We start from the raw sequence: 12,241 nt of genomic DNA, 5'->3' as shown, positions 1-12,241 counted from the left end.
GCGCAGCGGCCGCGAGCCTTTCGCGATGGCAGTCAGCTGTTTCGAGTGTATCAGAGAGGCTATGCAGAATGGCGCTTCTGCCTATTTATCTGTTTGCGCATTTCTACTGATGGTCTTCGGCATTTTCGGCCAAAACTTGAATCGGCGGGCTTTGCCGCATGGCGGGGTCGTCGTCGATATAGCCGCGGTAGACCTGCTGCACCGGCAGCAGGTCGTCCGGACAACGCGCGTGCCACGCCCAATCGCCGGCGCGCGGCGCCGCCGGGTCGAAGCGGCGCGCGGAGTCGGGCGGCGTGGTCAGCCGGCAGGCGTGCAGCAGCGAGATGAAATGGCCGCGGACGTCGCGCTTGGGGATCAGCATCTCGTGCCGGCACAAGGGACGCGGGTCGAAGCTGACCTCGGCGCCCAGCTCGTGCGCGGCGACGGCGGCGATGCGGTCGGCCGAGCTTTCCTTGAAGCGGATGATGCCGCCCGGGATATGCCAGCCGGGGCCGCAGAAGCGGTCGTCGCGCCAGGTCAGCAGCGTCCGCCCCTGTTCGTCGCGGATCAGCAGGTCGACATTGATCATCGGCGTCAGGCTGCTGACGAACAGGAAAATCTCCTCAGGCAGCCCTTCGCGCGCCGAGCCGACCGCCTGCCGCAGCGTGTCTATCGCGTCGAGTATCGCCTGTTGCCGGTCTGCCGGGTGTTTATGCATCGCCAGCCTCCGGGTCAACGGTTTGCAGGCGGTTGTCGGCCAGGAAGGCGACGGCGAAGCGCGCGCCGTGGCGGGCCTGGATCTGGCGCACCACCTCGGCGGAATAGCTGGCCGCCAGCACGATCACCGCGTCCACCTCTCCGTCCTGCAGCCGCTCCGGCGCGACGATGGGCAGATGGGTGGCCGGCGTGTAGCGGCCCTGCTTGAACGGCGCCGAATCCAGCACATAGCGGATGCGGCCGGCGACGCCCATCAGGCTGATCAAGGACAGCGCCTGGTGGCCCGCGCCCCAGATCGCCACCCGGCCCGGCGCGAAGCGGCCCAGGAATTCGTCGAACGACGCGCGCAGCGCCGTCTCGCAGGCGACCAGCGCCGACAGCCGCTGCGGCGCGCGTTTGCGGACCGTGGCCGACAGCACGTAGTCGTGCCAGGCGGCTCGGCAGTCCAGCACTTCGAAGCCGTTGGCCTCCAGCAGGCCGGTCAGCGTGCGCTCGGTGAAGTAGAACAGGTGGTCCGGGATGAATTCGGCGAACAAGCCCTTTTCGACGATCATGTCGAAATTCGGCACTTCCACCATGCCGACGGCGCCGTCGGCCAGATTGGCGGCGATGCCCTGCAGCGTCAGGTGCGCGGCCGGGATGTGTTCGAGGAAGTTCAGGATCATGAAGCCGTCGAACGGACCGTCCGCCAGCCTCGTTTCCGGACTGTCCACGAAGCCCCGCTCCACCCGCAGGCCGGCCTGGCCGCAGGCTTCCACCGAGGCCGGCAGATGCTCGACGCCATAAGCGTCCGCGCCGGCCTCGGCCAGCAGCGACAGGTATTCGCCGCGGCCGCAGCCCACCTCCAGCACCTTGCGCCCGGCCAGGCCGTGCCCGGCCAGCCAAGCGCCGAACTGCGCCAGCCGGAAGGCGCGCATTTCCGGCGAGATGCCGGCGGCGCGGATCACGTCGCGCCAGTACGGCACCGGCTCGGCGTCCAGTTGCAGCAGCCCGCAGCCGCCGCACTGGCGCAGTGCCAGCTCGACGCCGCGGTCGTCGGCCAGCCGCTCAGCCGCCGGCAGGCCCTGGGCGGCGGCCGGCATGTCGCGCTGCACCAGCAGCGGCTCATCGAACAGCCGCTGCGCGCAGATGCGGCAATGCGTGATGGCAGCCATCGCTCAGCCGCCCCGCTGGGCGGCTTCCGACGCCGGCAGCAAAGGAATCAGCATTTCCGCGCGCAGTTGCTCCAGCGGCAGCAGCGGCGACATGTCCTCCAGCGGCATCGACAGCATCGAGCCGTCCGGCTGCGGCAGCGCGGCGGCTTTGGGCTGCAGCGTCTCGTTCTCGTTCAGCCGCACGTCGCACAGTATCGGGCCTGGGTGGGCCAGCACCTTGGCCAGGCCTTCGGCCAGCTCCTCGACGCGCTCGATGCGCACCGCCGGCAGGCCATAAGCCTCGGCCAGCGCCAGCAGGTCCGGAATCGCCACCCCGGCCTCCGGGCCGGTGCCGATGTAGCGGCTATCGAAATAATTGCGCTGGGTGTTGCGGATCGACGCGTAGCCGTTGTTGTTCATGATGAACAGGCGGATCGGCAGTCGCAGGGCCTTCAGCGTGGCCAGCTCCTGCAGGTTCAGCTGCAGGCTGCCGTCGCTTTCCAGCGCGATCATCGGCTGGGAGCCATTGCCCAGGCAGGCGCCTATCGCCGCCGGCAGGCCATAGCCCATCGAGCCGAGGCCGGAAGTCAGGAACACCCGCTGGCCCGGCTTGTTGCGGAACACGGTATAGAACACCTCGACCGCCAGGCCGGAGCTGCCGGTGGAAATCAGCGTGTTTTCCGGCGCGGCGTCGGACAGCGCGTCGACGAAATGGTAGTGGCTGATCTGGCCGCTCGCCGGGAACGGCGCGCCGTCCTGCACCGGGTAGCGGCGCTTCCAGCCGGCGCAGCGGTCCAGCCACGGCTGCCACCTGGACTTGGGCAGATGGTCTGCGGCCGCCAGCAGGCCCTCCAGACAGGCTTTGGCGTCCATCGCCAGCGGCAGGTCGATTTCCATCTCCAGCTTGGCGATCTCGGCGGCGTCGACGTCCACCACCACCTTGCGCGCGGCGCGGGCGAAGCCTTTGGGGTTGTAGGCGGTGAGAATGTTGTCCAGCCGGCTGCCGATGGCGATCAACAGGTCGCAGTTCTGCACCGCGAAGTTGCCGGGCCGCAGCGCCACCACGCCGGGGCGGCCGGCGCACAGCGGGCTGTCCCACGGCATCAGGTCCATCGCGTTCCAGGTGGCGGCCACCGGCACCTGCAGCGCTTCGCTCAACCGGCGCAGCGCGTCGGCGCCGCCGGAAATGCGCACGCCGTGGCCGGCCAGGATCAGCGGCCGCTCGGCCTGCTTCAGCAAATCGGCGATGGCGGCAACATAGTTCTGGGCGGCCGGCGCGGCGTCCGCTTCCGGCTGCCAGCCAGGCAGGCTGTCCGGGTCGATGCGCGCCGCCTGCACGTCCAGCGGGATGTCCAGCCACACCGGGCCGGGACGGTCGCTGTGCGCCAGGTGCAGCGCCTGCTCCAGGTGCTGGCGGATGGCCTGCGGGTCGGTGACGGTGACCGCGTGCTTGGTCACCGGGCGCGCCATGGACACCACGTCCACTTCCTGCACGCCCTTCTGGCGCAGGCCGCTGCCTTGCAGCAGGTCGGCGCGCTTCACCTGGCCGGAGATCACCAGCAGCGGCAGCGATTCGATCCAGGCGCCGGCCACCGGCGTCAGGATGTTGGTGGCGCCGGGGCCGGTGGTCACCATGGCGACGCCGGTGCGCTCGGCCAACCGGCCGTAGGCCTCGGCGGCGATGCCGCAGGCCTGCTCGTGGTGGCAATGCACGGCGGTCAGATCCGGCTGCAGCGCCAGCGCGTCGTTCAGATGCATCGCGCCGCCGCCGGGCAGCAAAAACACGTGGCGCACGCCGCGCGCGGCCAGAAAATCCATCACGTAGTCCGCCAGGCGGACAAGTTTTGCGCTCATGCTTACATCCAGTAGGTCAGGCGGGTCTTGCGGTCCTTGTTGGCGCTGATCCGCTCGTCGGTATAGTAGGAATCGTCGACGTAGTGGGTGGACGAGATCTCCTCGAACACCACCCCGCCCCGGGTATGGAAGCGGTGGCGCACGCCGCGCTGCACGGTGATCACGTCGCCGGCCTGCGCCTGGCGCTCCTCGTCGTCCAGCCAGATGGTGATGTCGCCGTACAGCACGATGAAGGTTTCTTCCTTCTTCAGGTGGTACTGCTCCGGATGGGTCTGCTCCGGCAGCATCACGATCAGTTTCTTGCAGTACTCGCGGTTGATCACCGTCACCATGGTCAGGCCGAACTCGCTGAAACGCTCCATGCCGTAATGATGGGAAATCTCCAGGTCGGAACGCCCGGGCACCACGATGTTGGCGGTCTTGAACAGCGCCTTCACGGCATCCACCGTCTTCATCACCCTGTCGCGCAGGTGCTGCGGCTGCAATTGCGCGCTCAGCACCGGCGCGTCGGCGGCGATGTCGGCCGCGGCGGTGTAATGGGTGTACTTCGACCATTCATTGGCGGTCAGTTGCCCTTCCACCGGCGGGAAGGCGAAGGTGACGTTGTCTTCGGTCAGGCTCTCCCCCGCCTTGATCGGCCGGGTGGCGAACACGCCGCGGCGCAGCGAGCGCAGGCTGGCCTGCTCCACCGTCGACGCCGGGTCGCAGCCGCCGTCGCCCAGCATGGCGAAGGCGCGCGCGGCGGCCTGGATCCAGCGCCGGATCTGCTCCGGCGTGGCCGAGTAATTGTTGACGCCGTACGCGCCGGTCGGCAGGCCGACGTGCTTTTCGAACACCGTGGCACCCTGGGCGATGGCCAGCATCACCGGCTCCATCAGCTCCGGGTCTTCGTGGGTGGAATAGCCGATGCGCACGCCGGCGTACTGGTCGCGCAGCTGGCGTATCCGCGCCAGGTGCAGATTCTCGTTCGGGGTCGGGTACTCGGCCACGCAGTGCATGATGGTCAGGTCCTTGTCCCGGTGCAGCATGAAGCTGACCACGTTGTCGATGTCCTCGCGCCGCGCGCCGGCGGTGGAGGCCACCACCGGCTTGTCGCTGCGAGCGATGCGCTCCAGCAGCGGCCAGTCGGTGAACGAGCAGCTGGCCACCTTGATGATCTCGATGCCATGCGCTTCGATCAGGTCCACCGACTCCTCATCGAACGGCGTGCAGATGGTCTTGAAGCCATTGGCCTTCATCTCCCGCACCAGCCGCAGCATCTGCTCCGGCGCCAGCCGGGTTTCCTCGAAGCGCTTGACGTATTTGACGTCGTCGCGGCCCTTGAAGCTGGGGTGGATGAAGGTGTCCAGATTGCGGTACTGCAGCTTGAAGCCGAAGTCGAAATCGAAGCCCTGGCAGGATTCGCGGATGGCGCGGATCAGCGCGATGCCGTGCTCGACGTCGCCCATGTGGTTGTTGGCCATCTCGAAGATGAATAACGGCTTTCGCATGATGGGCCTCTCTTTCAATCAAAATTGGCGCCGAGGAAGGTTTCCAGCTTCCCGGCGGCGAAATCCAGCATCTGCTGGCTCAGGCCCGGATACAGGCCGATCCAGAAGGTGTCGTTCATGATGCGGTCGGTCACCGGCAACGGCGTGGCGCAGCGGTAATTGCGGCCTTGCATATAAGGTTGCCGGGTCAGGTTGCCGGCGAACAAGAGACGGGTGCCGATCCGGTGCTGATCCAGGTAATGCAGCAACTCCACGCGGCTGACCTGCGCCTCCGGCTTCAGCGTCAGCGGAAAACCGAACCAGGATGGCTCCGAACCCGGCGTCGCCTGCGGCAGCGTCAGGAATTCGGCGCAGCTTTGCAGCCGCTCCGACAGGTAGGCGAAATTGCGCTTGCGCGCGGCGATGAAGCCTTCCAGCCGGTCCATCTGCGCCAGGCCGCAAGCGGCCTGCATGTCGCTGATCTTCAGGTTGTACCCCATATGGGAATAGGTGTACTTGTGATCATAGCCGCAGGGCAGCTGTCCCAGCTGCCAGTCGAAGCGCTTGCCGCAGGTGTTGTCCTTGCCCGGCGCGCAATAGCAGTCGCGGCCCCAGTCGCGCACCGATTCCATGATCTGCCTGAGCAGCGGATCGGCGGTGAACACCGCGCCGCCCTCTCCCATGGTGATGTGGTGGGCCGGGTAGAAGCTGAGCGTGCCGATGTCGCCGAAGGTGCCGACCTTCTGGCCGTTGAAGGTGGAGCCGAGCGCGTCGCAGCAGTCCTCCACCAGCCACAAGCCGTGCTTGCGGGCGAAGGCGGCTACTTTTTCCAGATCGAACGGGTTGCCCAGCGTGTGGGCGATCATGATGGCCTTGGTGCGCGGCGACAGCGCCGCTTCCAGCAGCTCGGCGTCGATATTGTAGGTCGGCAGTTGCACGTCGACGAACACCGGCACCGCGCCATTCTGGATGATGGGATTGACTGTGGTGGGGAAGCCGGCCGCCACGGTGATCACTTCGTCGCCCGGCTGGATCGCGCGCGCGCCGAGCTTGGGCGAGGTCAGCGCGGTGAAGGCCACCAGATTGGCCGACGAGCCGGAGTTGACGGTCAGCACGTGCGGCAGGCCGATGAACTCGGCCAGGCGAGCCTCGAAAGCCGCGTTGAAGCGCCCGGTAGTCAGCCAGCCATCCAGCGCGGCATCCACCATATTGACGATTTCATCGGCGCCTATCACCTTGCCCGAGGGCGGCACCGCGGTCTGCCCCGGCAGGAAGTCAGCCTGGGCCAGGCGCGCTTCGGCGTGTTGACGCGCCAGGGCGAGGACGGCCTCTCGGCTAATATCGGTCATATCGTGATTCTCTCTGCTTAAACACGCGAGTAGGCCGCGATTTGTTCAATGGTGAAGGCCCGCATGTCCGCGCCGCGCCGCCAGGCGCGATGCCAGTCCAGCGTGGCAGACAAGGCCTCTTCCAGGCTCCAGCGCGGCGTCCAGCCCAGGCGCCGGCGCGCCTTGGCGCTGTCCAGCCTGAGGATGCCCGCCTCGTGCGGATGATCGGCGCCGTCGCGGTGCCAGCCGCCGCCGCCCCATAATCCGGCCAGCGTGTCGGCGACCCAGGACACCGGACGGTTGCTGTCGTCGGCCGGGCCGAAATTCCAGGCGGAGGCGGCGTCCGGCTGCCCCGCCGCCAGCCGCTCGGCCAGGCGCAGATAGCCGGCCAGCGACTCCAGCACATGCTGCCAGGGACGCACCGCGTCGGGGCTGCGGATGGCCAGGGAGCGGCCTTCGGCGAAGGCCTGCAGCAAGTCTGGCACCAGCCGGTCGGCCGACCAGTCACCGCCGCCGATCACGTTGCCGGCGCGGGCGGTGGCGATCGGCGCGCCGCCCGGATAAGAGCTGCGGTACGCCGCGCACACCAGCTCGGCGCAGGCCTTGCTGCTGCTGTACGGGTCGTGGCCGCCCAGCGCGTCGCTCTCGCGGTAGGCCCACGGCCACTCGTGGTTTTCATAGCATTTGTCGGTGGTGACCACGACGACGGCTTCGACGCCGGGACAGCGGCGCGCGGCCTCCAGCAGATTGGCGGTGCCCATCACATTGGTGGAGAGGGTGCCCAGCGGGTCGGCATAGCTTTGCCTCACCAGCGGCTGCGCCGCCAGGTGGAAGACGATGGAGGGTTCGGCGCGAGCCAGCGCGGCGGATAGCGCGGCGGAGTCGCGGATGTCCGCCAGTTCCGACGCCGCCGCGTCGCCTACGCGCGCGGCGTCGAACAGCGACGGCCGCGCCGACGGCGGCAAGGCATAGCCATGCACCCGGGCGCCCAGGCTGTCCAGCCACAGGCTGAGCCAGCCGCCCTTGAAGCCGGTGTGGCCGGTCAGGAAGACGCGGCGGCCGGACCAGAACGCGGCGTTCACCACTTTTTCCACGGTGCCTCCCCGCTCTGCCACAGCTCCTCGAGCAGGTTCTTGTCGCGCAGCGTGTCCATAGGCTGCCAGAAGCCGTTGTGCTCGTAGGCGGCCAGTTGGCCGCGGCTAGCCAGCGTTTCCAGCGGCTCGGTCTCCCAGACGCACTCGTCGCCGTCTATCAGATCCAGCACCGAGGGGTTCAATACGAAGAAGCCGCCATTGATCATGCCGCCGTCGCCGCGCGGTTTTTCCTTGAAGCATTCGACGCGCTCGTTGCGGATGTCCAGCGCGCCGAAACGGCCGGGCGGATGCACCGCCGTCACGGTGGCGTCCACGTTCTGGCTGCGGTGATAGGCGATGGCTGCGCCGATGTCGACGTCGCTGACGCCGTCGCCGTAGGTGAAGCAGAAGTCCCGCTCGCTCTCCAGGTGCTTGCGCACCCGCCGCAGGCGGCCGCCGGTCTGGGTGCCTTCGCCGGTGTCGACCAGCGTCACGCGCCAGGGCTCGGCATGGCGCTCATGCACCAGCATCTGGTTATTGCACAGATCCAGGGTGACATCGGAATTGTGGAGAAAGTAATTCGCGAAATATTCTTTTATCACATAGCCGCGATATCCCAGGCAGATGATGAAATCATTGATCCCGTGCGCGGAATAGATTTTCAAGATATGCCAGATGATCGGTTTGCCGCCGACCTCAATCATGGGCTTGGGACGCAAATGCGACTCTTCACTGATGCGCGTGCCAAGACCCCCGGCCAAAATCACGGCTTTCATACATCTCTCTCTTGTTGCACCCAGACCATATCAAACAAATGGGATCATCCATTGCCATGCAAGCTAGGTTATCGGCGTCGTCGGGAAAAGCGCGCCATGCGAACGCCGGCGAACCGCTGTTTCCCCCCGGCCGCACAGCTAATCCAGCGCCTGCGCGGGCCAACCTGCCCTGTGCTGATTATCGGCATCAACCGCGCGGCACTTGAGACAGCCCCGGCAATCTCCCAAATGGAATGTCGTCCCTGGCCGAACGCCGCGCCTGCCTCGCTCCACGCGCCGCAAGGAAGCGGCGATTCCGCTGCCCTCCTCGATGCGCCGCTGAAAGGTATACAGGTCGGCCGCGGATGGCAAGCGCGCGTCGCGGCCTGAAAATCGCCAAAAGCATATTTAAAATAAAAAAGCTCGCCTTTAGCATGCCGCCGCGTCATTTTCTCCCCGCCCGCCCGCGCGACGCGCGGGCGGATGCCCGGCGTCAGTTGGCGAAACACGCCTGCAGGGTGTGCATCAGATCTTGCACGCTCTTGGCCGCCACCGCCGGGTCGAACTCCACCCGCGCGTTGCTTCCCTTGCCCGCCGCCCAGTTGCTCACCAGGCACAGGTGGGCGTACGGCAGGTCCAACTCGCGCGCCAGCGCCGCCTCCGGCATGCCGGTCATGCCGACGATGTCGGCGCCGTCGCGCTCCAGCCGGGAGATTTCCGCCGCGCTCTCCAGCCGCGGCCCCTGCGTGCAGGCATAGACGCCGTCATGCACGCCGCTGATGCCGGAGGCCTGGATCGCCGCGCGCAGCCGCTGGCGCAGGCTGTCGTCGTAGGGCGAAGTGAACTCCGCATGCACCACCGGCCGCTCCGGGCCTTCGAAATAAGTGTGCTTGCGGCCCCAGCTGTAATCGATGATGTCGTGCGGCACCACCAGCCGGCCGGGCGCCATGTCGGGACGGATGCCGCCGACGGTGCCGATGGCGATCACGCCCTTCACGCCCTGGTTATGCAGCGCCCACAGGTTGGCGCGGTAGTTGATTTCGTGCGGCGCCAGCGAATGGCCGTAGCCGTGCCTGGCGATGAACACCACGTTTTGCTTGGCCAGCTTGCCGAAAGTCAGCGCGCAGGAGGGATCGCCGTAAGGCGTGCGCACCACCTGCCGGTGCGTCACTTCCAATACCGACAGCTGGGCCAGCCCGCTGCCGCCGATGATTGCCAACATATCCGTCTCCCCTCTTGTCATTGTGCGCAGCCCCGCCAGCAGCGCGGCTGTCGTTCCGATTATGTCTGAAAATCGCCCGGCTGCGGGCGGCAAATCGGCGCGCGGACGCGCTGCTTGGACAATTTCCTTGAAGTTGCGCATGCGCTGCCCTCACCCGCTCCGCATTGCCACCTGGGACCGCGCGGCCGATTTCGCGCGCGGCATTCTTCCGGCATGACTTCCTGCTTGCCGATTCAAATGATAATAGTTATCATTAACAAATGAACTCGAACCACAATAAATCCACGCCAAAAACGGACCCGCCGGCCGCGCCGCAGCTGCTGCACAGCCGGCAGCTGTTCGGCGCCGGGCGGGAAATCCTGATCGAGCATCAGGGCGAGATCTACCGTCTGCAGCTCACCCGCAACGGCAAGCTGATACTGATCAAGTAATACCCGCGAGCCAGCCGACGCCAGCCAGCGGAAACGACAACAATACCGGAGTTTCCATGGCCCTGTTCCGCGCCCCCCCCTTGATGCTGAGCCTGGCGGCAGCCTGGCCGGCCTTCGCCGACCCCGCGGCGCCCACGCTGGACGCCGTGCAGGTGACCGCCCACCGCAGCGAGAAGCCGCTGGCCGAAACCGCGCCCAACGCCAGGGTGGTGTCGCGCCACAAGCTGGACGACCGCCTGATCAACGACATCGCCGACGCCGCCAAATACGAGCCCGGCGTCGAAGTGGCCACCGACCCCAACCGCCGCGGCAACGCCGGCTGGACCATACGCGGCATCGACGGCAACCGCATCCTGATGCTGATCGACGGCGAGCGCCTGCCGGAAGCCTACGCCGGCGGCGGCAACGGTAACGGCGCCATTTCCGGACGCGACTTCGTCGAACTGGAAACCCTGCGCGCGATCGACATCGTCAAAGGCCCCACCTCCAGCCTGTACGGCTCCGACGCCATCGGCGGGGTGATAGGCTACCGCACCAAAACCGTCGACGATTTCGTGCCCGAAGACAAGGGCGTGGGCGGCAGCTTCAAGGGCTTCGGCGCCAGCGCCGACAACAGCTGGGGCGGCACCGCCGGCGTCGGCGTCAAGGGCGAGCGCGCCGACGCGATGCTGATCTACACCCACCGCAATGGCCATCAGGCCGACAATCAGGGCGGCAACGACAGCAGCAGCGCCGCCCGCACCACGCCGAACCCGCAGAACTGGCACAGCGACAACGTGCTGGCCAAGCTCGGCTACAAACTGACCGAGCAGCAGCGGCTGGAGCTGACGCTGGAGCATTATCGCCGCGACACCGACACCAATCTGCTGAACACCCTTTACCCGGCCTATGTCTCCAGGGGCCGCCCGGTGCCGGCGCAGCTGGCCCAGACCGCCGCAGACCGCACCCAGCGCGACCGCGTGTCATTGGGCTGGGAAGGCAAGCAGCTGGGGCCATTCGAACGCCTGTCCGCCAAGGTCTACCAGCAGAAGCTGGACAACGCCGACGACAGCTTCGCACGCTACGGCGACGGCAGCAGCGTCGCCTCCAACTACGGCTTCGAACAGAAAATCCTTGGCCTGAGCCTGGACGCAGAGCAGCGCTTTGCCGCGCTGGCGGCCGAGCACCAGCTGCTGTGGGGCGTGGACTTGTCCCGCACCGACACCAGCCGGCCGCGGATGAAGACGCAGTACAACGCCAACGGCAGCACCAGCAACGTCATCGGCGGCGAAACCTTCCCGAGCAAGACCTTCCCGGACAGCACCTCCGACCGCGTCGGCCTGTTCATCCAGGACGAGATGAAATTCGCCAACGGCATCGCGCTGTCGCCGTCGCTGCGCTGGGACCACTACAAGATGAACACCCAGCCCGACCAGGCCTATGCCAACAGCGGCGGCCAGGCGGTGCCGTCGTTCAGCGACGGCGCCTTCTCGCCCAAGCTGGGGCTGAGCATCCCCTTCGCCGGCCACTACACCGGCTTCGCCCAGCTGTCGTCTGGCTTCCGCGCGCCGCCGTTCGACGACGCCAACATGGCCTTCGTCAACCGCGCCTACGGCTACCAGGTGATCGCCAACCCGAATCTGAAATCGGAAACCAGCCGCGGCGTCGAACTGGGGCTGAAGGGCCAGTGGGACAGCTTCGACTTCGGCCTGACCGCCTACCAGAACCGCTACCGCGACTTCATCGAACAGCAAAGCCTGGGCACGATAGGCGGCTTGCTGACCTACCAGTACCAGAACATCGGCCGCGTCGACATCAAGGGCGCCGAAGCGCGCGCCGCCTGGCGCTTCGCCCCCGGCTGGCAGACCCAGGCCTCCATCGCCTACGCCCACGGCGAGGACCTGGACAGCCATGCGCCGCTCGCCTCGATCGCGCCGCTGTCGGCGGTGCTGGGCCTGCGCTACGACCAGTCCGGTTTCGGCGGCGAGGCGCTGCTGCGCGCCGCCGCGCGCAACACCCGCACGCCGGCAGTGTCGCTGCCACCGCCGTCCACCGCGCAGACCGCCGGCTTCCAGGCGCCGGGCTACGCCACGCTGGATCTGACCGCCTACTGGAAACCGGCCAAGGGCACCACCGTGCGCGCCGGCGTGTTCAACGTGTTCGACCGCAAGTACTGGAAAGCCGCCGACGTGCGCGGCCTGGCCGCAGGCGACGCCACGCTGGACCGCTACACCCAGCCTGGCCGCAACGTCAGCGCCAGCGTCGAATACCAGTTCTGATCCACCCGCCCCGCGGGCGGCC

Annotated in this window: 10 protein-coding genes; 2 read left to right on the top strand and 8 right to left on the bottom strand. The window is 67.1% G+C overall.

All coding sequences use genetic code 11. The annotated features are described in order from the left end of the window. Window positions 1-103: 103 nt before the first annotated feature. The 8 genes from U6115_RS04880 to U6115_RS04845 all read right to left on the bottom strand — a co-directional run bounded on the left by U6115_RS04880 (window position 104) and on the right by U6115_RS04845 (window position 9,530). A complete protein-coding gene (locus U6115_RS04880; RefSeq protein WP_052258342.1) occupies window positions 104-697 on the bottom strand; it encodes an NUDIX domain-containing protein in 594 nt (197 codons plus the stop codon). Further along, window positions 690-1,850: a class I SAM-dependent methyltransferase gene (locus U6115_RS04875; protein ID WP_043579783.1), complete on the bottom strand. Its 1,161-nt coding sequence runs from the start codon at window positions 1,848-1,850 to the stop codon at window positions 690-692. The genes U6115_RS04880 and U6115_RS04875 overlap by 8 nt, the downstream gene beginning before the upstream one ends. A gap of 3 nt (window positions 1,851-1,853) precedes the next feature. Further along, entirely contained in the window at window positions 1,854-3,683 is a 1,830-nt protein-coding gene (locus U6115_RS04870; protein ID WP_043579781.1) for a thiamine pyrophosphate-binding protein, read from the bottom strand. Between the two features lie 2 nt (window positions 3,684-3,685). Next, window positions 3,686-5,173, bottom strand: coding sequence for an N-acetylneuraminate synthase family protein (locus U6115_RS04865; RefSeq protein ID WP_043579780.1), 1,488 nt, complete (start codon window positions 5,171-5,173; stop codon window positions 3,686-3,688). A 14-nt stretch (window positions 5,174-5,187) separates the two neighbouring features. Beyond that, the gene (gene rfbH, locus U6115_RS04860; protein WP_043579778.1) at window positions 5,188-6,501 is read right to left on the bottom strand and encodes a lipopolysaccharide biosynthesis protein RfbH; all 1,314 of its coding nucleotides are present in this window, start codon (window positions 6,499-6,501) and stop codon (window positions 5,188-5,190) included. Window positions 6,502-6,518: 17 nt separating this feature from the next. Further along, window positions 6,519-7,595: a CDP-glucose 4,6-dehydratase gene (gene rfbG / locus U6115_RS04855; RefSeq protein WP_231882436.1), complete on the bottom strand. Its 1,077-nt coding sequence runs from the start codon at window positions 7,593-7,595 to the stop codon at window positions 6,519-6,521. Further along, on the bottom strand, window positions 7,559-8,329 hold the full coding sequence (rfbF, locus tag U6115_RS04850) for a glucose-1-phosphate cytidylyltransferase (RefSeq protein WP_043579774.1): 771 nt from the start codon (window positions 8,327-8,329) through the stop codon (window positions 7,559-7,561). Before rfbF ends, rfbG begins: the two co-directional genes overlap by 37 nt. A gap of 472 nt (window positions 8,330-8,801) precedes the next feature. Next, window positions 8,802-9,530 (bottom strand): S-methyl-5'-thioinosine phosphorylase, encoded by a 729-nt coding sequence (locus U6115_RS04845; RefSeq protein WP_043579772.1) that lies wholly within the window; start codon window positions 9,528-9,530, stop codon window positions 8,802-8,804. Window positions 9,531-9,790: 260 nt separating this feature from the next. On the opposite strand from U6115_RS04845, the gene hemP reads away from it, so the two are divergent. Both hemP and U6115_RS04835 read left to right on the top strand, forming a co-directional pair. Beyond that, entirely contained in the window at window positions 9,791-9,961 is a 171-nt protein-coding gene (gene hemP, locus U6115_RS04840) for a hemin uptake protein HemP (protein ID WP_043579770.1), read from the top strand. Between the two features lie 56 nt (window positions 9,962-10,017). After that, a complete protein-coding gene (locus tag U6115_RS04835; protein WP_043579768.1) occupies window positions 10,018-12,219 on the top strand; it encodes a TonB-dependent hemoglobin/transferrin/lactoferrin family receptor in 2,202 nt (733 codons plus the stop codon). Window positions 12,220-12,241: the final 22 nt, after the last annotated feature.

Origin of the sequence: Chromobacterium subtsugae (genome assembly GCF_035919665.1) — a bacterium.
Classification (GTDB): domain Bacteria; phylum Pseudomonadota; class Gammaproteobacteria; order Burkholderiales; family Chromobacteriaceae; genus Chromobacterium; species Chromobacterium subtsugae.
The sequence above is the reverse complement of the archived record's forward strand: the minus strand, read 5'-3'. Positions and strand labels throughout refer to the sequence as shown.